The organism is Micromonospora sp. WMMD754, from assembly GCF_049315235.1.
GTDB lineage: Bacteria > Actinomycetota > Actinomycetes > Mycobacteriales > Micromonosporaceae > Micromonospora > Micromonospora sediminicola.
Map to the genome: position 1 here is coordinate 6,627,841 of NZ_CP186058.1, position 21,671 is coordinate 6,649,511.

At 73.4% G+C, this 21,671-nt stretch carries 24 protein-coding genes; 7 read left to right on the forward strand and 17 right to left on the reverse strand.

What is annotated here, in order from left to right; translation table 11 throughout:
* Positions 1-44 precede the first annotated feature (44 nt).
* Both ACN27B_RS30925 and ACN27B_RS30930 read right to left on the reverse strand, forming a co-directional pair.
* Positions 45-689, reverse strand: coding sequence for an HAD family hydrolase (locus tag ACN27B_RS30925; RefSeq protein WP_099164407.1), 645 nt, complete (start codon positions 687-689; stop codon positions 45-47).
* Between the two features lie 58 nt (positions 690-747).
* A complete protein-coding gene (locus tag ACN27B_RS30930) occupies positions 748-1,587 on the reverse strand; it encodes a carbon-nitrogen hydrolase family protein (protein ID WP_422742865.1) in 840 nt (279 codons plus the stop codon).
* Positions 1,588-1,666: 79 nt separating this feature from the next.
* On the opposite strand from ACN27B_RS30930, the gene ACN27B_RS30935 reads away from it, so the two are divergent.
* From ACN27B_RS30935 to mug, 6 genes are all read left to right on the forward strand, one after another.
* Entirely contained in the window at positions 1,667-2,239 is a 573-nt protein-coding gene (locus tag ACN27B_RS30935; RefSeq protein WP_091573431.1) for a TetR/AcrR family transcriptional regulator, read from the forward strand.
* 92 nt (positions 2,240-2,331) lie between these two features.
* On the forward strand, positions 2,332-3,255 hold the full coding sequence (locus tag ACN27B_RS30940) for a TIGR04222 domain-containing membrane protein (RefSeq protein ID WP_422742867.1): 924 nt from the start codon (positions 2,332-2,334) through the stop codon (positions 3,253-3,255).
* Positions 3,252-4,070, forward strand: coding sequence for a DUF692 domain-containing protein (locus ACN27B_RS30945; RefSeq protein WP_422742869.1), 819 nt, complete (start codon positions 3,252-3,254; stop codon positions 4,068-4,070). The genes ACN27B_RS30940 and ACN27B_RS30945 overlap by 4 nt, the downstream gene beginning before the upstream one ends.
* Positions 4,067-4,513, forward strand: a complete 447-nt coding sequence (locus ACN27B_RS30950; RefSeq protein ID WP_422742871.1) for a hypothetical protein — start codon at positions 4,067-4,069, stop codon at positions 4,511-4,513. Before ACN27B_RS30945 ends, ACN27B_RS30950 begins: the two co-directional genes overlap by 4 nt.
* Before the next feature lie 32 nt (positions 4,514-4,545).
* Positions 4,546-5,307 (forward strand): SDR family oxidoreductase, encoded by a 762-nt coding sequence (locus tag ACN27B_RS30955; protein WP_422742873.1) that lies wholly within the window; start codon positions 4,546-4,548, stop codon positions 5,305-5,307.
* A gap of 40 nt (positions 5,308-5,347) precedes the next feature.
* Positions 5,348-5,968 (forward strand): G/U mismatch-specific DNA glycosylase, encoded by a 621-nt coding sequence (gene mug, locus ACN27B_RS30960; RefSeq protein WP_396824687.1) that lies wholly within the window; start codon positions 5,348-5,350, stop codon positions 5,966-5,968.
* A gap of 13 nt (positions 5,969-5,981) precedes the next feature.
* On the opposite strand, the gene ACN27B_RS30965 is transcribed toward mug, so the two are convergent.
* The 8 genes from ACN27B_RS30965 to ACN27B_RS31000 all read right to left on the reverse strand — a co-directional run bounded on the left by ACN27B_RS30965 (position 5,982) and on the right by ACN27B_RS31000 (position 14,580).
* Positions 5,982-6,743, reverse strand: coding sequence for a MerR family transcriptional regulator (locus tag ACN27B_RS30965; RefSeq protein WP_396824686.1), 762 nt, complete (start codon positions 6,741-6,743; stop codon positions 5,982-5,984).
* Between the two features lie 43 nt (positions 6,744-6,786).
* Positions 6,787-7,548: an ABC transporter permease gene (locus tag ACN27B_RS30970; protein ID WP_422742876.1), complete on the reverse strand. Its 762-nt coding sequence runs from the start codon at positions 7,546-7,548 to the stop codon at positions 6,787-6,789.
* Complete coding sequence (locus ACN27B_RS30975) at positions 7,545-8,339, reverse strand: ABC transporter ATP-binding protein (RefSeq protein ID WP_396824684.1); 795 nt, start codon at positions 8,337-8,339, stop codon at positions 7,545-7,547. Before ACN27B_RS30975 ends, ACN27B_RS30970 begins: the two co-directional genes overlap by 4 nt.
* 374 nt (positions 8,340-8,713) lie before the next feature.
* Complete coding sequence (locus ACN27B_RS30980; RefSeq protein WP_422742878.1) at positions 8,714-9,445, reverse strand: dienelactone hydrolase family protein; 732 nt, start codon at positions 9,443-9,445, stop codon at positions 8,714-8,716.
* A 199-nt stretch (positions 9,446-9,644) separates the two neighbouring features.
* Positions 9,645-11,627: an ABC transporter ATP-binding protein gene (locus ACN27B_RS30985; protein ID WP_281594101.1), complete on the reverse strand. Its 1,983-nt coding sequence runs from the start codon at positions 11,625-11,627 to the stop codon at positions 9,645-9,647.
* Positions 11,628-11,741: 114 nt separating this feature from the next.
* Positions 11,742-12,509, reverse strand: a complete 768-nt coding sequence (locus ACN27B_RS30990) for an enoyl-CoA hydratase/isomerase family protein (protein WP_091573423.1) — start codon at positions 12,507-12,509, stop codon at positions 11,742-11,744.
* A 46-nt stretch (positions 12,510-12,555) separates the two neighbouring features.
* Complete coding sequence (locus ACN27B_RS30995) at positions 12,556-12,783, reverse strand: helix-turn-helix domain-containing protein (protein ID WP_007072022.1); 228 nt, start codon at positions 12,781-12,783, stop codon at positions 12,556-12,558.
* 189 nt (positions 12,784-12,972) lie between these two features.
* Entirely contained in the window at positions 12,973-14,580 is a 1,608-nt protein-coding gene (locus ACN27B_RS31000; protein ID WP_098748201.1) for an ABC-F family ATP-binding cassette domain-containing protein, read from the reverse strand.
* Positions 14,581-14,827: 247 nt separating this feature from the next.
* Here ACN27B_RS31000 and ypfJ point away from each other — a divergent pair, with 247 nt between their 5' ends.
* The gene (gene ypfJ, locus ACN27B_RS31005) at positions 14,828-15,745 is read left to right on the forward strand and encodes a KPN_02809 family neutral zinc metallopeptidase (protein ID WP_091577241.1); all 918 of its coding nucleotides are present in this window, start codon (positions 14,828-14,830) and stop codon (positions 15,743-15,745) included.
* Positions 15,746-15,840: 95 nt separating this feature from the next.
* On the opposite strand, the gene ACN27B_RS31010 is transcribed toward ypfJ, so the two are convergent.
* The 7 genes from ACN27B_RS31010 to ACN27B_RS31040 form a co-directional block, all read right to left on the reverse strand.
* Positions 15,841-17,028: an RCC1 domain-containing protein gene (locus ACN27B_RS31010; protein ID WP_422742883.1), complete on the reverse strand. Its 1,188-nt coding sequence runs from the start codon at positions 17,026-17,028 to the stop codon at positions 15,841-15,843.
* A gap of 166 nt (positions 17,029-17,194) precedes the next feature.
* Entirely contained in the window at positions 17,195-17,833 is a 639-nt protein-coding gene (locus tag ACN27B_RS31015; RefSeq protein ID WP_099164396.1) for an acVLRF1 family peptidyl-tRNA hydrolase, read from the reverse strand.
* A gap of 27 nt (positions 17,834-17,860) precedes the next feature.
* Positions 17,861-18,352, reverse strand: a complete 492-nt coding sequence (locus ACN27B_RS31020; RefSeq protein WP_422742885.1) for a hypothetical protein — start codon at positions 18,350-18,352, stop codon at positions 17,861-17,863.
* A 29-nt stretch (positions 18,353-18,381) separates the two neighbouring features.
* Positions 18,382-19,008 carry a LysE family transporter gene (locus ACN27B_RS31025; protein WP_099164394.1) on the reverse strand — a complete coding sequence of 209 codons (627 nt, stop codon included), beginning with the start codon at positions 19,006-19,008 and terminating at the stop codon, positions 18,382-18,384.
* A 452-nt stretch (positions 19,009-19,460) separates the two neighbouring features.
* Positions 19,461-19,898, reverse strand: coding sequence for a metal-sulfur cluster assembly factor (locus ACN27B_RS31030; protein WP_172967963.1), 438 nt, complete (start codon positions 19,896-19,898; stop codon positions 19,461-19,463).
* Positions 19,895-20,365 carry a Fe-S cluster assembly sulfur transfer protein SufU gene (sufU, locus tag ACN27B_RS31035; RefSeq protein ID WP_091577238.1) on the reverse strand — a complete coding sequence of 157 codons (471 nt, stop codon included), beginning with the start codon at positions 20,363-20,365 and terminating at the stop codon, positions 19,895-19,897. The genes ACN27B_RS31030 and sufU overlap by 4 nt, the downstream gene beginning before the upstream one ends.
* On the reverse strand, positions 20,365-21,669 hold the full coding sequence (locus ACN27B_RS31040; RefSeq protein ID WP_422742888.1) for a cysteine desulfurase: 1,305 nt from the start codon (positions 21,667-21,669) through the stop codon (positions 20,365-20,367). Before ACN27B_RS31040 ends, sufU begins: the two co-directional genes overlap by 1 nt.
* Between the last annotated feature and the right edge of the window lie 2 nt (positions 21,670-21,671).

Below are 21,671 nucleotides of genomic sequence, written 5' to 3' on the forward strand. Positions count from 1 at the left end.
TGCGCCGCGCCGGACGGCGCAACCGGTTTTCGACCCCGCCGCGCTCAGCCCGCCAGCACGGCGGCCACGGCCGGGATCAGCCCGTCCTCGACCCGGGTCGGCGCGAACCGGGTGTCCGACCAGCGACGCCCCCGGTGCAGCCAGACGCTGGGCAGGCCCACCGCGGTCGCGCCGCCGATGTCCGCCTCCGGACTGTCGCCGATCACCCACGCGCCGCGCAGCGGCATCCGGGCCCGCTGCGCGGCGAGCGCGAAGATGCGCGGGTTCGGCTTGCTGACGCCGGCCTCCTCGGAGATCACCCAGTCGGCGACGTAGCGGTCCAGACCGGTCTTGCGAATCTTGGTGTCGTCCTGCCGGGCGGTGCCGTTGGTGACCACGACCGGCACCCAGCCGGCGTCGGCGGCGATCCGCAACGCGCACGCCACCAACGGGTCCAGCCGCATGAGCGCCCCCACCCCGTCGTGCAGCTCGTCGACCAGGTCGATCGAGGGGATGCGCAGGCGGTAGCGGTCACGGATGGCGTCGGCCACGTCCCAGCGGTTGGTCAGCCCGTCCGCGTCGACGGAGACCAGCCAGTCGAGGTCGGTGGGCGGCGCGCCGATGCCCTCCAGGAAGCGTTCTCCCCAGGAGCGGAACGGCCCGTCGCGGTCCAGCAGGGTGTTGTCCAGATCGAGCAGGAGCAACGGCACTTGGGCACCCTACGGGAAGGGTCGGAGCACCGACAGGGCCGAGGGTCCCCCCGCGCGCTCAGGCGACGAGTGACGCCCGCGGGTCGCCGCCGTCGGCGGGCCGGTCGAGCAGCATGGTGTGGGCCGCGCGGGTGGCCGCCAGAGCCTCCGGGTCCAGCGTGGCCACCAGCACGTCCTCGCCGGTGTCCGCGCCCCGGGCCAGCGGTCGGCCCTCCGGGTCGTAGACCGCCGCGCCACCGTTGAACCGCCAGGGATCGGCGCCGCCGACCGCGTTGGCGAAGACCACGTACATCGTGTTGTCCAGCGCGCGGGCGGCGTAGTAGAGGTCGCGGCGGTGCGCGGAGCCGGCCAGGTAGCCGCTCGGGCAGAGGTAGCCGTGCGCGCCGTCGCCCGCCGCGGCCCGGCCGTGCTCCGGGAAGCAGCCGTCGTAGCAGATGCCCAGGCCGAACCGCCACTGCTCGACCACCAGCGTGGCGCCCCGCCGGCCGGCGTCGAACAGCTCGCGCTCGCCGCTCCAGAGCTGCTGCTTGTCGTACCCGACGGTGACCGCGCCGGTCGGGTCCACCACCAGCGACGAGATGGTGCGCCGTCGGTCGGGCTGCCGGACCGCCGCCCCGATCACCACCGCGGCTCCCGCCTCCCGGGCGGCGTCACGCAGCGGGTCCAGCCTCGGGTCGTCGACCCGGCCGTCGGGGTCGGCGGCCACGTCCGTCCCGGCCGAGTCGGCGCCAAGCGTCGGCGGGTGGTACGCCGGCAGGAACAGCTCCGGCAGCACCACGACGCGGGCGCCGGCGCGCCCGACCAGGCGCGCGGCGGTGCGGGCGTTGCCGGCGACGTCGCCGGGCACGGGTTCGGCCTGCACGGCGGCGACGGTCAGCGGACGGGAGGGGAGCGACACGACCGGGATGTTAGCGAACCCTCTCCCAAGCCGTACGTACGGTTTGCGTCGACCGTCTCCACCTGCGACGATCGTTCCCGTGCCCAGAGTAAGTCAGGACCAGCTCGACGCGCGCCGACAGGAGATCCTGGGCGCCGCGCGGGCGTGTTTCGCCCGGCACGGCTACGAGGGCGCGACCGTGCGACGGCTGGAGGAGGCCACCGGCCTGTCCCGGGGCGCGATCTTCCACCACTTCCGGGACAAGGACTCGCTCTTCCTCGCCGTGGCCGAGGACGACGCCGCCGCCATGGTCGAGACCGTCGCGCGCAACGGCCTGGTCCAGGTGATGCGCGACCTGCTCGCCCGGGCCGTCTCCCCGGACACCACCGGCTGGCTCGGCAGCCAGTTGGAGGTCTCCCGCCGCCTGCGCACCGACCCGGCCTTCGCCCGGCGCTGGGCGGAACGCTCGGCCGCCATCGCCGAGGCGACCCGGGAACGCCTGCTCCGCCAGCGCGAGGCCGGCGTGCTCCGCGACGACGTGCCGATCGACGTGCTGGCCCAGTTCCTGGAGCTGGCCTACGACGGGCTGGTGCTGCACCTGGCGATGGGCCGCCCGGCCGGCGACCTGAGCCGGGTGCTCGACCTGGTCGAGGAGGCCGTCCGCCGGCACTAAGTCTCGGTCCGGTAACTCGGCCCTCCGCGGAGATCGACACTGGCGCTCCTGCTCCACAATGAGCCGCGACCCCCTCGCGACAGGAGCAGCCCATGACCGTCCTCGCGGCCGACACCTGGGGCATTCCCGGTCCCGTCTTCCTGCGCTGGTACCTCGTGGCCGCCGTCGTCCTGGTCGTGGGCACGGCGGTGTACCGGTTCCGGGCGCTCGCCGGCACCCCGGTCACCGACCACGGCGCGCTCGGACCGCAGCAGGTCGCGTACCTCAACGGCGGCGACCAGCTCGCGATCTGGACCTCGCTCGGCGGGCTGCGCCGGGCCGGCGCGGTTGGCGCGCACCCGGACCGGCGGCTCGCCCCCGGTGGGCCGCTGCCGGCCGGCGTCACCCCGCTCGACCAGGCCGTCCACCACGCCGCCACCCGTGGCCTGCGCACCCGCGAGCTGGCTCGCGACGAGTGGGTCCGGCGCGCGCTCGACGAGCTGCGCGACGGCCTGGTCCGCCGGGGCCTGGCCCTGGACCCGGACCGACGCCGGGCACTGCGGCGCGGCGCCGTGCTGATCGGCGTCCTGCTCGCGATCGGCTTCCTGCGCGCCTTCGTCGGGCTCTCCCACAGCCGGCCCGCCGGCTTCCTGATGCTCGCCCTGGTCCCGCTGTTCATCGCGTTCCTTCTGTTCAACCGCGTGCCCTGGCGCACCCGGGCGGCCACCGCCGCGCTGCGCGACCTGCGTCGCCGGCACGCCTGGCTGCGGCCCGCCGCCGCACCGGCGTACGCGACGTACGGCCCGTCGGACGCGGCCCTGGGCGTGGCCCTGTTCGGCACCGCCACGCTCTGGACGATGGACCCGGGCTTCGCCGAGCAGGCCGAGATCCAGCGACAGGCGATGGGCTCGGCGGGCAGCACGGGCACCTCGTGCGGCGGCGGCAGCTCCTGCTCCGGGGGCGGCTCCTCCTGCTCCGGCGGCAGCTCCTGCGGTGGCGGCGGGGGTTGCGGCGGCGGTGGGGGGTGCGGCGGATGAGCGGCCCGTCCGGGGTCGGCATCGGCTGGCGTCCCGAGATCGCCGGCTTCGTCGCCGGGCTGCCGGGGCTGCGCTTCGTCGAGGTGGTCGCGGAGGCGGTCGCCCCGACCGGTCCGCTCCCGGCCGGCCTGGCCGAGCTGCGCGAACGCGGCGTCACCGTCGTACCGCACGGGGTGCGGCTGTCCCTCGGCGGCGCGGAACCCGTCGACCCGGCCCGGGTGGCGCACCTGGCCCGGGTGGCGGCGGCGCTGGAGGCGCCGCTGGTCAGCGAGCACATCGCGTTCGTGCGCGCCGGCGGGTTGGAGGCCGGACACCTGCTGCCGCTGCCGCGCAGCCGGGAGGCGGTGGCCGCGGTGGTGGCCAACGTGCGGCGGGCGCAGGCGGAGCTGCCGGTGCCGCTGGCGCTGGAGCCGATCGCGGCGCTCTTCGACTGGCCCGACGACGAGCTGGACGAGGCCGACTTCCTCACCGAGATCCTCGCCGCCACCGACGCGCTGCTGCTGCTCGACGTCGCCAACGTGCACGCCAACGCCCGCAACCGGGCCGGCGACCCGACCGCCCTGCTCGACCGGCTGCCGCTGGACCGGATCGCCTACGTGCACGTGGCCGGCGGCGCCGAGGCCGGCGGCTTCTACCACGACACGCACACCGACCCGGTCCCCGCCGAGGTGCTCGACCTGGTCCGTGAGCTGTGCGCCCGACGCCGCCCGCCGGCGCTGCTGCTGGAACGCGACGGCCACTACCCGCCCGCCGCCGAGCTGCGCGGCGAGCTGGACGCGCTCGCCACCGCCTCCGGGTATCCGGTGGTCACGTGAGCGGCGACCTGGCGGCCCGACAGGCCGAGCTGGTGGCGGCGCTGGTCGCGGGCGGGCCGCTGCCGCCCGGCTTCGCCCCGACGCCGGTCGACGCCGCGCGCCGGGCGCTGCTGCGCAAGCGGGCCGGCGACGTGGCCCGGCACTGGCCGTTGCTCGCCGCCGGCCTCGGCGCCGACTGGCCGGCCACGTTCACCGGCTGGGCGGACGGCCGGCCCACCAACGGCTCGCTGCGCGACGGCTGGGACGTGGCCCGCGAGCTGCGCGACCGGGGCGCCCTGCCGCCGCTCGGCGCGGAGGAGCTGGCCGCGCGCGAGGCGGCCAGCCGCTACGACGGCCGCACCGCGCCCCGGCCCCGCCGCCTCCCGGCCGTCGCCCGGGCCGGCGGCGCCGTCGCCGCCCAGCTCGCCGGCCGGGTACGCCTGCTGCGAGCCGCCCCGCGCTGACACGCGCCCTGCGGTACGGCAGGATCGCAGGCATGGATCTCGGACTCGCCGACCGGGTGTACGTGCTCACCGGCGCCTCCGGCGGCCTCGGCTTCGCCACCGCCGAACAGCTCGTCGCCGACGGCGCCCGCGTGGTGATCTCCGCTCGCGCCCCGGAACGGGTGGCCGCCGCGATCGACGCGCTCGGTGACCCGGAGCGGGCGATCGGGCTGACCGCCGACCTCACCGACCCGGGCACCCCGGAGCGGCTCGTCGCGGCGGCCCGGGAGCACTTCGGCCGGCTCGACGGCGCGCTGGTCTCGGTCGGCGGCCCGCCCCGGGGCACCGCCGCCGAGATCACCGACGCGCAGTGGCGGGAGTCCTTCGAGACGGTCTTCCTGGGCAGCGTCCGGGTCGCGCGCACGGTGGCCGGCGCGCTCGGCGACGGCGGCGCGATCGGGCTGGTGCTCTCCACCTCGGTCCGGGGCCCGCTGCCCGGCCTCGGCATCTCCAACGGCCTGCGGCCCGGCCTGGCCGGCGTGGCCAAGGACATGGCCGACGAGTACGGCCCACGCGGCGTGCGGGTGTTCAGCCTGCTGCCGGGGCGGATCATGACGGACCGCAACCGGGAGCTGCTGGCCGCCGCCGGCAACGCCGACCGGGCCCGCGCCGAGGCCGAGGCGGCGATCCCGCTGCGCCGCATCGGCGACCCGGCCGAGTTCGGCCGGGTGGCCGCGTTCCTGCTCTCCCCCGCCGCCGGCTACGTCACCGGGGTGAGCGTCCCGGTCGACGGCGGCGCCCTGCGCGGCCTGTGAGGGCGTCCGGGGTGGCCTCGCGACCGGTGGGGGCGGTTCGGTGAGCGATCGACGCCGTCCGGCCGGCGGCCGGCCGGAACCCGCGCCCGGTCCGGGCACGCCGGCCCGGCGCCACCCCCGACCCAGCCGGGAACAGCTCGCCGCCGCGGCCGACCGGCTGCTGCCCGACGTGATCGCGCCCGGGCTGGACGTGCTCTTCGTCGGCATCAACCCCGGCCTGTGGTCGGCGGCCACCGGCTGGCACTTCGCCCGCCCCGGCAACCGGTTCTGGCCGGCGCTGCACCGCGGCGGCTTCACCCCGCGCCAACTGCACCCCAGCGAGCAGGACACGCTGCCCGCCCTGGGACTGGGCATCACGAACATGGTGGCCCGGGCCAGCGCCCGCGCCGACGAGCTGACCGCCGATGAGCTGGTCGACGGCGCCCGCGCGCTGACCGCGAAGGTCGAGCGCTACCGGCCACGCTGGGTGGCGGTGGTCGGGGTGACCGCGTACCGGATCGGGTTCGTCCGGCCGAAGGCCGGGTTCGGGCCGCAGCCGGAACCGCTCGGGCCCGCCCGGCTCTGGGTGCTGCCCAACCCGAGCGGGCTGAACGCCCACTTCACCCCGGAGACGCTCGGCGCCGCCTTCGGCGAGCTGCGCGCCGCGGTCGCCGGCGGATAGCCGGGAACGGCGACTATGCCAGCCGTTCCATGCGGTTCCAGCCGGACCAGCCGCGCTCGCGCATCAGCTCCACCAGACGCCGCACGCGCGGATCGGATTCGACGGCGAGCGCGTCCAGGAGATCGTGCGGCATGTCCTCGTAGTCGGCGTGGACCTCGCCGCCGGTGTCGGCCTGCTCGGCCAGGCAGGCCATGACGTCGGCGGCCTCCGCCAACCGCGGATCGTCGCCGTCCCCGTCACCGTCGAAGACCTCCGACAGGATCCGGTAGAGCCGGACGACGTGCGGGTCGTCCAGCTGCGCGATCTTGCCGGGGATGAACTCGCGGACGCGATCGGGCCAGCGGGCCGCGAGCAGGATCCACCCGTCCCGCTCGCCCTTCAGCACCCGCTCCGACACTCCGATCTCCCGCAGCCGATCGAGATAGGCGGTCACCTCCGCCGGGAGTGCCAGCGCGTCCCCGGCGGCGAGTCGGGCGATCTGCCGGCGGCTGGTTTCGAGCCGTTCGATCTGGTCGCGGAGGTGGCTGTCGATCCGGTGGATCCCTTCGGTGAATGTCGGCTCGTCGGCGTCGAGCAGCCGGCCGACCTCCGACAGCGGCACCCCGGCACTGGCGAGCGTGCGGATCTTGATGAGCGACACCACCGCCGTCGGGCCGTACCGCCGGTAGCCGGAAGCGTCCCGTTCCGGCTCGGGCAGCAGCCCGACCTGGTGGTAGTGCCGCACCGTCCGCACCGTGACGCCGGCGTACGCCGCGAGTTGCCCGATCGTCAACATGCTCTGATCCTGCCCTCGACGTGCCCGGCCCCGTCGCCTCGACTCAGGAGGTCCGCCGACGGTAGGAGACGGTGGCGGACACGTAGGCCACGAGCAGGAGGCCGACGCACCAGGCGAGGGCGGTCCAGATGCCGGAGCCTACCGGCCGTTGGTCGAACAGGGCCCGGATCGTGTCGACGATGGAGGTCACCGGCTGGTTCTCGGCGAACGTGCGGACCGGGGCGGGCATGGTGTCGGTCGGCACGAACGCCGAGCTGACGAACGGCAGGAGGATCAGCGGGTAGGAGAACGCGCTCGCACCGTCCACGGATTTCGCGGCCAGGCCGGGCAGCACGGCGAGCCAGGTCAGCGCCAGGGTGAACAGGGCCAGGATGCCGGCGACCGCGAGCCACCCCCGCACATCCGCCCCGGTGCGGAAGCCCATCACCAGGGCGACGAGGACGACCACCGCGATCGAGACCAGGTTCGCGACCAGCGAGGTCAGGACGTGCGCCCACAGGATGGCCGACCGTGCGATCGGCATGGACCGGAACCGGTCCACGAGACCGCCCCGCAGGTCGAGGAAGATCCGGAACGCGGTGTACGAGATGCCCGACGCGATCGTGATGAGCAGGATGCCGGGCAGCAGGTAGTTCACGTACGAGTCGGTGCCGGTGTCGATCGCGCCGCCGAAGACGTAGACGAACAGCAGCATGAAGGCGATCGGCATGATCGCGGTCGTGATGATCGTGTCCGGGCTGCGGGCGATGTGGCGCAGCGACCGTCCCAGGAGAACGGCGGTGTCACCGAGCACGTGCCTGTTCATCGCTGTGCCCCCTGGGCGTCGGCACCGACCAGGGCGAGGAAGACGTCCTCGAGGGTCGGCTGCTTCTCGACGTACCGGACCTCGGTGGGTGGGAGGAGCCGCTTGAGTTCGGGCACGGTGCCGTCGACGATGATCCGGCCCTCGTGGAGGATCGCGACCCGGTCGGCGAGTTGCTCGGCCTCGTCGAGGTACTGCGTGGTGAGCAGCACCGTGGTGCCCCGCGCCGCCAGGTCCTTGACCGCCTGCCACACCTCGATGCGGGCCTCGGGGTCCAACCCGGTCGTCGGCTCGTCGAGGAAGATGACCGGTGGATCCCCGATGAGACTCATCGCGATGTCCAGACGGCGGCGCATCCCACCGGAGTACGTCGCCACCCTCCGCGCGCCCGCCTCGGTCAGCGCGAAACGCCGCAGCAGGTCGTCCGCGATCGCGCCGGGTTCCCTGAGGTGTCGCAGCCGGGCGACCAGGACCAGGTTCTCCCGCCCGGTGAGGACCTCGTCGACCGCGGCGAACTGCCCGGTGAGACTGATGGACTCCCGTACGTCGGCGGCTCGCGTCCCGACGTCGAAGCCGTTGACCCGGGCGGTCCCCGCGTCGGCCCGCAGCAGCGTGGCGAGGATCCTCACCAGCGTGGTCTTGCCCGCCCCGTTCGAGCCGAGCAGCGCGAAGATGCTGCCCGGCGCCACGTCGAAGTCCACGCCGCGCAGCACCGTGACCTGCGCGAACGACTTCTCCAGGCCCCGGACCTCAACGGCGGGGCGTTCCGTCTGGTTGCTCATGACGCTCAGCATGAGCGGTTGACGCTGCGTCAGGGTCAAGCCCGCGAAGCGGACGGTCCGACGGCAGCCAGTGCGGTGAACCGGGCCTCGATGCGGTTGAGCCAAGAGCTGTTTGGTCGGGGTGTACGCCGGCTCGACGTCGTTGGCGGCGGCCCGGTCGCCCACCCGGGGTTGTCCCGCATGCCCTGCGCGCAGGGCAGCACCATCTGGGCCCGCCGTCACGTCACCACCGACCCGGGGCCGCTGCGGTCGATCCGCAGCAGGCGCTGCCCCTCGTCGTCGATCTCCCGAACCTGGACGTGGTCGGCCACGCCGACCAGTGTTCGCTGAACGCGCCGATCGGGAGCTGATCCCGATCGGCGCGTCGCGGGCTGCGGGTGGCGGTATCAGCGGAGGTGCCGGGCGAAGAACCGTAGCGTGCTGTCCAGCTCGAATGCCGGGATCTCCCCGTGCTTGCCCGGGTTGGCGTGCAGCGTCTTCTCGGCTGAGGCCAAGGCGTCGAACAACGCCAGGCCCTGGGCCTGCGGCACCCGCTCATCGTCCCACTGCAGCAGGAACTCCACCGGGACCGTGATCCGCGCGGCGGCCTCGGCTGAGGCCAGCGCCCCGCCCAGGCCCAGCACTGCCGCGCGGACCCGGGGTTCGGCGGCAACGAATGGAACGCCGAGTCCGCAACCCAACGACACGCCCCAGTAGCCCACCGCGCCAGCACCGACGTGCTCGAGTTGCTGGACCGCATCGAGGACCGCCCGCCATTCCGGGACGGTCTGGCGGGCTACGAGCGCCTGGAAACCAGCGATCAGCGGAGCCAACTCTTCCCCGGCATCCACGCGAGCCTGGTTCTCGGTGGCGATCCGGTTGTACTCCTCGACCTTCGGCCGGTCGCCGTGGCCGGGCACGTCGACGGCCGCCACCGCGAAGTCGCACTCGGCCACGAAGCGGCGCGCACGGGCCACGATGCCAGGGTCCTTCTTGTGTTGACCGCCGCCGTGTCCCATGAGGACAAGAGGGCGAGTACCGGCGGCACCTTCCGGCGTCCACAGCACGCCGGGAATCTCACCGAGGACAAAGAGCTGTTCGGAGACACCGTCGGACGACGTCTCAGAGGTGAAGCGCATAGCGTTCAAGCCTTCCGGAATGCCTTCTGCGGGCACTCCCTAGGCCGTGCGAGGGAGGGAGGCCCGACCTGTCATAGCGTTGATCGGTCTCACCTCCTCAGTTCGCGCAGCAGCGCACAGCGAGGGCGAACGTACCACAGAGGGCTTCACCCATGTCTGGGCAAGGATGTCGCCAGGGCGAACGTCGCCGGAGGCGGCACTAGTTCGCGGTGGCGGGCGGCATGCTCTCCTGGGCGACGTAGGTGCCCATCGGCACCGTGGTCACCACCGGCTCGGGCTGCTCCGGCTCGGCGTAGGGCGCCGGCGAGTCGGCGACCGCGAACTGGGTGCGGTAGAGCTCGGCGTAGAGACCGCCGACCGCCACCAGCTCGTCGTGCCGGCCACGCTCGACGATGCGCCCCTCGTCGAGCACCAGGATCTGGTCGGCGTCGCGCACGGTGGAGAGCCGGTGCGCGATCACCAGCGCGGTGCGCCCGGTCAGCGCCACCGACAGGGCCCGCTGCACCGCCGCCTCGCTCTCCGAGTCGAGGTGCGCGGTGGCCTCGTCGAGGATCACGATCGACGGGGCCTTCAGCAGCAGGCGGGCGATCGCGATGCGCTGCTTCTCGCCGCCGGAGAAGCGGTAGCCCCGCTCGCCGACGGTGGTGTCGAGCCCGTCGGGCAGCGCCCGCACCAGGTCGGCGACCTGCGCGCCGGCAAGGGCCGCCCAGATCTCGTCGTCGGTGGCGTCGGGCTTGGCGTAGCGCAGGTTCTCCCGGATCGTCTCGTGGAACAGGTGCGAATCCTGCGTCACCACACCGATCTCGTCGCGCAGCGAGGCGAGCGTCGCGTCGCGCACGTCGACGCCGCCGACCAGCACCTGGCCGTCGGTGACGTCGTAGATCCGGGAGATCAGCATGGACAGCGTCGACTTGCCGGCGCCGGACGGGCCGACCAGGGCCACCATCTGCCCCGGCTCGACGGCGAACGAGACGCCCTTGAGCACCGGCTCGTTGACCGTGCGGTCGAGCGTGGTGACCTCCTCCAGCGAGGCCAGTGACACCTCGGCGGCGGTCGGGTAGCGGAAGCGCACGTCGCGGAACTCGACCCGACCGTTGCGGGGCGGGACCGGCACCGCATCCGGCTTCTCCTCGATGCCGGGGCGCAGGTCGAGCACCTCGAAGACGCGGTCGAAGGAGACCAACGCGCTCATCACGTCGACCCGGACGTTGGACAGCGCGGTGAGTGGACCGTAGAGACGGGTGAGCAGCAGGGCCAGCTTGACGACGGTGCCCGCGCTGACCGCGCCGGCGACCGCGAGCCAGCCGCCCACACCGTAGGTCAGCGCCTGGGCCAGCGAGGCCACCAGCAGCATCGCCACGAAGAACGTGCGCGAGTACATCGCGGACTGGATGCCGATGTCACGGACCCGTTCGGCCCGGCGGGCGAACCGGTCGGCCTCCACCTCGGGCGCGCCGAACAGCTTGACCAGCAGGGCCCCCGCGACGCCGAACCGCTCGGTCATGGTGGCGTTCATCTTGGCGTCGAGGTTGTAGGACTCGCGGGTGATCTCGGCCAGCCGCCGGCCGACCCGGCGGGCCGGAATGATGAAGATCGGCAGCAGCACCAGCGCCAGCACGGTGATCTGCCAGGACAGCACGAGCATCGCCCCGGCCGTGAGCACGAGCTGGATGACGTTGCTGACCACCCCGGACAGCGTCGAGGTGAACGCCCGCTGGGCGCCGAGCACGTCGTTGTTGAGCCGACTGACCAGCGCACCGGTCTGGGTGCGGGTGAAGAACTGCAACGGCATCCGTTGGACGTGGTCGTAGACCCGGGTGCGCAGGTCGAGGATGATGCCCTCGCCGATGCGGGCGGAATACCACCGCTGGGCCAGGGAGAAGAGCGCGTCGGCCACGGCCAGCACGGCGATGATCAGGGCGAGCCGGACGACGGTGGACTGGGCGGCCGGGCCGCCGCCGGCGATCGCGTCGATGACGTCACCGGCGAGCAGCGGGGTGGCCACGCCGATCACGGCGGCCACGATCACGGTGAGCAGGAAGACGACGATGTCGCGCCGGTAGGGCCCGGCGAAGGCGACGATCCGCCGGGCGGTGCCGCGCTTGAGCTGGTGGGCGGAGACCTCGTCGCGGTTGCGCAGCGACCGGAGCATGCTCCAGCCGCCCATGCCGCCGCCGGCCATGTGGTTGGACATCCGTCACCTCCGGGTCGTCGGGCAGCATGAACCGTCGGGTTCAATTCTCCCGACGCCTGTGACAACCTCGCGAGTAACCCGGATCTTCCCGAACGGTCCTTACTATTCGCCCCGCCCGGCCAGGTCCCGGATCCGCCGCGTCTGCGCCTCCCGCTCGGCCCGCTGCTGCTCGGCGTGCGAGCGTCCGACCGCGCCGGCGAGCAACGCCTTGATCTCCACGATCGCGTCCCGGTTGTTGGCCAGCAGCCCGGCCGACAGGTCGCGGACGGCGGCGTCCAGCTCGTCGTTGGGCACCACCAGGGTGGCCAGGCCGATCCGGTCCGCCTCGGCGGCGTCCATCCGGCGGCCGGTGGCGCAGATCTCCAGCGCGCGGGAATAGCCGACCAGCTCGACCAGGCGGCGGGTGCCGGCCAGGTCGGGGACCAGACCGAGGGTCACCTCGGCCATGGACAGCTTGGCGTCGGCGGCGAGCACGCGCAGGTCGCAGGCGAGGGCGAGCTGGAAGCCCGCGCCGATGGCGTGGCCCTGCACGGCGGCGATCGAGATGACGTCCGGCCGGTGCAGCCAGGTGAAGCCGCCCTGGTAGTCGGCGATCCGGTCGGCGCACTCCGCCTCGGACAGCGTGGCCAGCTCGGCGAAGGAACCGGGCCCGGTGGCGCCGGCGACCGCCAGGTCCAGGCCCGCGGAGAACGCCCGGCCCTCCCCGCGTACGACGACGACGCGGACGTCGCCGGGCAGGTCCCGGGAGAAGTCGCTCATCGCGCGCCACATCGCCGGGGTCTGGGCGTTGAGAACGTCGGGCCGGCACAACGTCACCGTCGCGACCGGCCCGTCGCAGTCGAGTCGCACTCCGGTCGTCTCGGCGGTCACCGGACCACCCGGAGCGCGGCGCTGATGGACGACGCTGGGGGGCGGGTCACGCCTTCTTGCGGCGCCGGGCGCCGCCGCGCTGCCGCAGCTGCACCCCGGACTCGGTGAGCACCCGGTGGATGAACCCGTAGGAACGGCCGGTCGAGGCCGCCAGAGCACGGATGCTCTCTCCGCCGGTGTACCGCTTTACCAGGTCTTTGGCGAGCGTCTGACGCTCGGCCCCGACGATCCGGCGACCCTTCTCAGTGCTGGTGGCTGTGCCGGTGGCTGCCATGCTGATTCCTCACGTCCCAGACTGTGCGGTTCGGATACGGTCCCACCTATTAGACCGCCTCGGACGATCATGCGCCAGATATCAACTATTCGCCAACCGACACGCTACGCAATGTCAGCTTCCCGATAGAGTGATCCTTCCGACCGGCTGATCCGTACCGACCCCGAGCGGAACGGACGTGGCGGGGGCTCAGGCCAGCTCGACCAGTTCCAGCAGGTCGTCGGACCAGGCGTCCTCGTCGCCGTCGGGCAGCAGGATGGCGCGGTCCGGCTTGAGCGCGGTGACCGCGCCCGGATCGTGGGTGACCAGCACGATCGCGCCCGGGTAGCGGGCGATGGCGTCGAGCACCTGCTCCCGGCTGACCGGGTCGAGGTTGTTCGTCGGCTCGTCGAGCAGCAGCACGTTGGCGCCCGAGCAGACCAGCGTGGCCAGCGCCAGCCGGGTCTTCTCCCCGCCGGAGAGGACACCCGCCGGCTTGTCCACGTCCTCGCCGGAGAACAGGAACGCACCGAGGATCTTCCGCAGGTCGGTGTCGGTCTGGTCCGAGGCCGCGCTGCGCATGTGCTCCAGGATCGTCCGGTCCACGTCCAGCGTCTCGTGCTCCTGGGCGTAGTAGCCCAGCCGCAGCCCGTGCCCGGGGCGCACCTCGCCGGTGTCCGACTCCAGCAGGCCGCCGAGCATCCGCAGCAGGGTGGTCTTGCCGGCGCCGTTGAGGCCGAGGATGGCCACCCGGGAACCCCGGTCCACCGCCACGTTCACGTCGGTGAAGATCTCCAACGACCCGTACGACTTGGACAGGCCGGTGGCGGTCAGCGGCGTCTTGCCGCACGGCGCCGGGTTGGGGAACCGGACCTTGGCCACCTTGTCGGCGTGGCGTACCTCCTCCAGCCCGGAGATCAGCTTCTCGGCCCGGCGGGCCATGTTCTGCGCGGCGACGGTCTTCGTGGCCTTGGCCCGCATCTTGTCCGCCTGCGCCATCAGCGCGCCGGCCTTCTTCTCCGCGTTGGCCCGCTCCCGGCGGCGGCGCCGCTCGTCGGTCTCGCGCGCCTCCAGGTACGCCTTCCAGCCGAGGTTGTAGGTGTCGACCACGGACCGGGTGGCGTCCAGGAACCACACCTTGTTGACCACGGACTCCAGCAGCGACCCGTCGTGGGAGATCACGATCAGGCCGCCCTTGTGGTTGGCGAGGAAGCCGCGCAGCCAGGTGATCGAGTCGGCGTCGAGGTGGTTGGTGGGCTCGTCGAGCAGCAGGATGCCGCCGCCGTTCTCGCCGGCGTCGCGGAACAGGATCCGGGCCAGCTCGATGCGGCGGCGCTGACCGCCGGAGAGCGTGCCGATGGTCTGCGCCAGGGCACGGTCGGGCAGGCCGAGGTTGGCGCAGATCCGGGCCGCCTCGGCCTCGGCCGCGTAGCCGCCGAGAGAGGCGAACTGGTCCTCCAGCGCGCCGTAGCGGCGGACCAACCGCTCGTCGTCGGCGCCCTCGGCGAGCTTGTTCTCCAGCTCCTTCATCTGCGCCATGAGGACGTCCAGCCCGCGCGCGGAGAGCACCCGGTCGCGGCCGGTGACGTCGAGGTCGCCGGTACGGGGGTCCTGCGGCAGGTAGCCGATGGCGCTGCGCCGGTCGATCTGCCCGGCGTACGGCTGCCCCTCCCCCGCGAGCACCTTGAGGGTGGTCGTCTTGCCGGCGCCGTTGCGGCCGACCAGGCCGATCCGGTCGCCCGGCTGCACGCGCAGGGTGGTGTCGGACAGCAGGATCCGGGAACCGGCGCGCAGTTCCAGGCCGGTGGCAGTGATCATTTCGGAGTACTCGCTCTCGGGTCCGGAAGGGCTGACTCAGGGCACGCGAAAGCGCCGGCGGGTGGTGATTTCCCGTCGGCGCGGGGCCGTTCAGCCTTCGCAGCGCAGCACGGGGCCAAGTGTACCGGGCGGCCGGTGCCCACTCCGTCGGATTACCGGGCAAGATCATCGGGTACCGAATCCGCCGTCCGGACCCGGTCCGGTACCGCAACCACCACACACGGACACATCGGTGATCGGGGTCAACATGGAGCTGAATGAGAACGCGCGGGTCGACACCAGTCAGGTGGACGACCGGCGAGGGTCCGGCGGCGGAGGCGGCGGGATGGGCATCCCGATCCCCGGCGGCGGCGGCCGGGGCGGGATCGTGGGCATCATCATCGCCGTACTGGTCGCCCTGGTGGGCGGCGGCTTCGGCCTGAACGCCGCCACCAACGGCGGCGGCTCCGAGCAGGGCGACAACACCTCCCTGGAGCAGAAGTGCTCGGCCGAGGACGCGCTGAAGCAGCTCGACTGCCGCAACACGCTGTACGTCAACTCGATCCAGGCCTACTGGCGCACCGCCATGCCGGAGGTCTTCGGCGAGCAGTACCAGCCGTCCAAGACGGTCTTCTTCAGCCAGAACGTCAGTACCGGCTGCGGCGCCGCCGACTCCGGGGTGGGCCCGTTCTACTGCCCCGCCGACGACCTGGTCTACATCGACCTCACGTTCTACCGGCTGCTCGCCGACCAGCTCGGCGCCGAGGGCGAGTTCGCCCAGCCGTACGTGCTGGCCCACGAGTACGGCCACCACGTGCAGGACCTGCTCGGCACCGAGGCGCAGATGCGCCGCCAGCAGCAGCGCGACCCGCAGAACGCCAACGCGCTGTCGGTCAAGCTGGAGCTGCAGGCCGACTGCTACGCCGGCGCCTGGGCGAAGAACGCCACCGGCACCGCCGACGAGGGCGGCCAGAAGATCTTCAAGAGCATCACCGACCAGGACATCCAGCAGGCGATCGACACCGCCGAGAAGATCGGCGACGACGCCATCCAGCAGCGTTCGGGTCGGCCGGTGAACCCGGACGAGTTCACCCACGGCTCGTCCGAGCAGCGCAAGCAGTGGTTCACCAAGGGCTTCTCCACCGGTGACCCGAAGTCCTGCGACACCTTCGGCTCCAGCCAGTGACGCCGGACGCCTGACCGGCTCCACGCCCGGGCCGCCGGCCCGCACCGCTGACCTCGACAGCGGGCGGGCGGCGGCCCGGCTCGTGCCCCGACCGGTCAGGCCGGCACTGCCACCTGCGCCGGGGTGGACCGCTCGACGGTGGTCCCGTCGCCCAGCTGCCCGCCGCTGTTGTCGCCCCAGCACCACAGGCCGCCGTCGGTACGGATCCCGCACGCGTGGTCGGCCACCGCGAGGCCGCCGGTCCAGGTGGTGGCGTCACCGACGCGGGTCGGTGCGGACCGGTGGGTGGTGGTGCCGTCGCCCACCTGACCGGTCGTGTTCTTGCCCCAGCACCACAGGCTGCCGTCGGCGCGGGACGCGCACGTCGCGTCGCCGCTCGCCGCGACCGTGCTCCAGGTGGTGGTCGTGCCGACCTGGACCGGCGCGGTCTGGAAGGTGCCGCTCACGCCCAGCTGCCCGTACCCGTTCTCGCCCCAGCACCACAGCGCGCCGGACCGGATGCCGCAGGTGTGTGCGTACCCGGCGGTGACGCCGGTCCAGGTGGTCGCGGCGCCGACCTGCGCGGGCGTCGTCTGGGAGCCCAGGAAGCCGAGGCCGAGCTGCCCGTCCGAGCTGAGACCCCAGCACCAGAGCGTGCCGTCGGTGCGGACGCCACAGGTGTGCCCGAAGCCGGTCGAGACGCTCGCCCAGGTGGTCGCGGTGCCGACCTGCAGCGGGGTGTTCGCGACCCACGGCGAGGTGCCGACGCCCAGCTGCGAGGTCCGGTTGAAGCCCCAGCACCAGAGCGTGCCGTCGGTCCGCACGGCGCAGGTGTGCTGCGGGCCGGCGCTGACCCGGGCCCAGGTGGTGGCGGTGCCGACCCGCACCGGCGCGCTCCGGCTGGTGGTGGTCCCGTCACCGAGCTGGCCCCGGAAGTTCGAGCCCCAGCACCACAGCGTGCCGTCGGTCCGGATCCCGCAGGTGTGGCCGGAGCCACCGTCGACGGCGGCCCAGGTGGCGGTGTCGACCCGCGCCGGTGCGCCCCGGTTCGTGGTGGTCCCGTCACCGAGCTGGCCGGCGTAGTTCGAGCCCCAGCACCACAGGCCCCCGTCGGCGCCGATCGCACACGTGTGCGCGCCGCCCGCGGTGACGGTGGTGACCGTCGGCGCGGCCGACGCGGCGGTGCCGGCACCCGCGGCGGCCGGGCCCGCCGTGAACATGACGCCCGCGGCGCACATCGCCGCCACGGCGGCGAGGAGCCGCGTCGCACGGTGGCGCCACCGGGCGTTTCGATATCCGCTCATGAAGTTCCTGTCTCCCAACGATGTCGGTGCCTGACTGGCGGAGGTGACGCTGCCCTGGCGGGTCGCCCGGAGACCCGCCACGTCACGACACCGACCCTATGCATCGTCGTCGTTCGATGCACCGCTGGTGACGTCGATTGACCGCACTTGATGCGATCTTTCCCGTTCAGCGGACCAGGATGTGGACCGCCCGGGCGGCGGAGACGGCCGCGACCAGCACCGCGTGGCGGGGCTCCGGCACGTCGAGCAGCCGCTCCGCCCGCAGCGCCGCGAGCGGCGCCAGCCGCCGGTCGGCCAGCACCGTGTCCACCGCCCGCCGGTCACCGCCGCACACCAACGCCGCGAGCGTCCCGACCGCCGGCAACAGCAGGCGTACGGCGAGATCGGCCGCGTCGCCCAACGCCGCCTTCGCCTGGTTGTCCCGCCGCCGGGCGAACCGCTGCTGGGACCAGCCCCCCGCGGCGGTGCGCCCCTGCACGTAGCGGGTGTCCACCTTGGAGACCACCAGCTCGGTGCCGTCGGCCACCCCGACCGCCACCGCGCCCTTGCGGGCCAGCAGCAGCCCGAGCCGGCGGGGCGCGGCGGCCACTCCGGCGAACGCCGCCAGGTCCGGCGCGGGGCGCGCGCCGGGCGGGGTGTGCAGCTCGGCGGTGGCCCCGTCCGGGGCGGTGAGCAGCAACCCGTACCCCAGGGCGGTGGTGGTGGGCGGCCCGTGCCGCTCGGCGAAGCCCTCGACCCAGCGCACGACGCGGGCCGGGTCGACCTCCACCCACCGGCCACCTCCGGCTGCGGGTCGGCTGCTCATGGCACCGACCCTACCCAGCGGTGGAACTCAGCCGGCGACGTCCACCGTCACCCACGGCCCGTCCTCACCGGTGGCGGTGCGGCAGGCGTACGTGAGCGCGGGCGCGTCCGCCGGGAGCAGACCGGGCGGCACCAGGAAGATGCCGTCGGAGACGTCCTCGACAACCGTCCGCCGAGCGGCGTCCCCGACCGCCACGGAAGGCGCGCCCGAACAGCCGGTGACCACCACGACGACGCCCAGCACGCGGGAGGCCGCCGTCGCGGGCAGGCCGTGGCACGCGCTGACCGCTCCCGTCTCCGTGCCGTCGGACCGGACCTCACTGACCCGCCAGCAGCCCGGCGCGCCGGTGCGCAGCGCCACCGTGTGTCCGGTGAGAGCGGACACGGTCGTCACCGGGGTCGACCAGTCCACAGCGACGTCGTCGACCCGGGCGTCGCCCCGGCCGCGCCCGTCGTCACAGGCCACGAGCAGGCCGAGCACCAGCGCGAATCCCGCGGTCAGAACTCGGGTGCCCCCCATCGCACACCTCCTCGCCCTCCACAGGCTAGTCAGCCGGGCCGCAGCGTGGTGACCGCGAGGGCGGCGATCAGGGCGCTGGAGACCAGCCCGGTGACCAGGCGACCACGGGGACCGGACAACGCGCGCCCCACCACGGAACCGCCGCCGGCGACCAGCAGCTGCCAGCTCGCCGAGGCCAGGAACGCCCCGGCGACGAACAGCGCGGCGGCTGCCGGGTCCGGGTCGGCGGCATCACGGCGGCCCAGCACCAGCGCGGCGAAGTAGAGCACCGTCGCCGGGTTGAGCAGGGTCAGACCGAGCACCGCCGCGTACGCCCGGGTCGGCGTGTGCAGCCCGCGCCCGACCGGGGCCCTCGCCACCTCCCGCCGCGCGGACCAGGCCCGCCACAGGCCGTGCGCGGCGATGCCGAGCAGCACCAGCGCCGCGACCACCCGCAGCGGCCCGGCGGCCGGGGCCAGGAAACCGGCCAGCCCGGCGCCGCCGAGCGCGGCGGCCGCGGCGTAGAGCCCGTCGGCGGTGGCCACGGCCAGCGCCGCGGCCGCCCCGACCCGGAACCCGGCGCGGGCGCTCAGCCCGAGAATGAGGATCGCGATCGCGCCGACCGGGATGGCGACGCCGTAGCCGGCGACCAGCCCGGCGAGGAACGCGCTGGTCACGAGGGCGGGCGACCGGTCGAGGCGGCCGGCAGGTCACGCTGTCGACGCGCGGCGGTGGCCGCACGGACAGGAGCCTGCTTCGGGTACGCCTCGATCACCCGCTCATCCTGCAACCCCGCTCCCCCGCCCCGCCATCGGATTTCCCCCCGTGTCCGCCCGGCTCGCGCCCAGCTTGCCGGCGTCACTCGGCTCGGCTCGGCTCGGAGATCTTGGTAGGAAATGGCCCCTATAGGGGCCGTTTCCTACCAAGATCTACTGCTGTCCTGACTGGCGGTCGCGGGCTCCCGGATTTCGGGACGTGGGGGGCGACGAGGTGAGTGGAGTGGGGCGCGCGGCAGACCAGGCCGACGCGGAAGGGGCCGGAGCGAGGCGAAACGCTAGCCGGGGGGACAACGAGCCGGGCGCGCCACCCCGGAAGGGGTGACGCGCCCGGAACCGTGACCGTGGAGCGGTCAGACGTTGAAGCCGAGGGAGCGGAGCTGGTCGCGCCCCTCGTCGGTGATCTTGTCGGGGCCCCACGGCGGCAGCCAGACCCAGTTGATCCGGATGTCGTTGACCAGGCCGCCGCCGGGACCGGTGGTCAGCGCCTGCCGGGCCTGGTCCTCGATCACGTCGGTCAGCGGGCAGGCCGCCGAGGTCAGCGTCATGTCCAGCGTGGCGACGTTCTCGTCGTCCACGTGCACGCCGTACACCAGGCCCAGGTCGACCACGTTGATGCCCAGCTCGGGGTCGACGACGTCCTTCATCGCCTCCTCGATGTCACCGATCGCGGCCTTGCCGCCGGCCGGCGCCGCCGCACCCGCGGCCGCACCGTCGGCAACAGCCCCGTTGACGGCAGTGCCGTCCGTCGCCACCGCGCCGGCCTCGGGGGTCATGTTCTCGTCGCTCATGCCTTCACCTCCGGGCTCACGCCCACCCCGGCGCGTGCCGCGGCGTCCTTGAACGCCATCCACGACAGCAGCGCGCACTTGACCCGGGCCGGGTAGCGCGCGACACCCGCGAACGCCACCCCGTCTCCGAGCACGTCCTCGTCCGGCGTGACCTGGCCACGCCCGGACATCAACTCGACGAACGCCTCGTGCACCACGGCGGCGTCCTGTGCGGCCCGGCCGCGCAGCAACTCGTGCAGGATGCTCGCCGACGCCTGGCTGATCGAGCAGCCCATCCCGTCGTACGAGATGTCGGTGAACACGCTGCCGTCGGTCGCCACCCGCACGGTGATCTCGTCACCGCAGGTCGGGTTGACGTGGTGCGCCTCGCCGACCTGGGCCGCCGGGTCCGCCTCCCGCAGGCCACGGCCGTGCGGATGCTTGTAGTGGTCCAGGATGATCTCCTGGTAGAGCGACTCAAGCTGCATCAGTTGAAGACCTTCCGCACCTTGTCCAGGCCCGCCACCAGGGCGTCGATCTCCGCCGTGGTGGTGTAGAGGTAGAAGGACGCCCGCGTCATCGCCGGCACCCCGAAGCGGGCGCACACCGGCTTGGCGCAGTGGTGCCCCACCCGCACCTGCACACCGAGCGAGTCGAGCACCTGCCCGACGTCGTGCGGGTGCACGTCACCGAGGGCGAAGGAGATCGTCCCGCCCCGGCCGACCGGCACGGTCGGGCCGAAGATCCGCAGCCCCGGCACGGTGGCGAGGGCGTCCAGCGCGTACGCCGTCAGCTCCTTCTCGTGCCACTGGATGGCCGGCATGCCGATGCCGGTGAGGTAGTCCACCGCCGCGCCCAGCGCGACCGCCTCGGCGATCGGCGGGGTGCCCGCCTCGAACCGGGCCGGCGGCGCGGCGAACGTCGAGCCGGCCATCGTCACCGTCTCGATCATCGAGCCGCCGCCCATCACCGGGGGCATCGCGGCGAGCAGCTCGCCCCGGCCCCAGAGCACGCCGATGCCGGTCGGGCCGCACATCTTGTGCCCGGTGAAGACGATGAAGTCGGCGTCGAAGTCGACCACGTCCATCGGCAGGTGCGGCGCCGACTGCGAGCAGTCGAGCAGCAGCAGCGCGCCGACCTCGCGGACCCGCGCGGTGATCCGCGAGGTGGCGTTGACGGTGCCGAGGATGTTCGACATGTGCACCAGCGAGACGATCTTCGTCCGCTCGGTGACCAGGTCGTCCAGGCCGGACTCGTCGAGCCGGCCGTGGTCGGTGACCGGGAACCAGCGCAGCGTCGCGCCGGTGCGCTCCGCGAGCAGCTGCCACGGGACGATGTTCGAGTGGTGCTCCATCTCGGAGATCACGATCTCGTCGCCGGGCCCCAGCCGGAACCGGGGGTCGGCGTCCGCGCGCAGCGAGGCGTTGGAGAACGCGTACGCCACCAGGTTGATCGCCTCGGTGGAGTTCTTGGTGAACACCACCTCGTCGACGCTGGGGGCGTTGATGAACGCGGCGATCTTCGCCCGCGCGCCCTCGTACGCGTCGGTCGCCTCGGTGCCCAGCGTGTGCACCGAGCGCGACACGTTGGCGTTGTGCCTCGCGTAGTGCTCGGCGAGCACGTCCAGCACCTGCCGCGGCTTGTGCGAGGTGTTCGCGCTGTCCAGGTAGACCAGCGGGTGGCCGTTGACCTCCCGGTCCAGGATCGGGAAGTCGGCCCGCACCGTCGCCACGTCGAAGCGGGGCACGTCGTCGTACTGCGGCATGCCCGCCGGGATCGCGATCGAGGTCATGT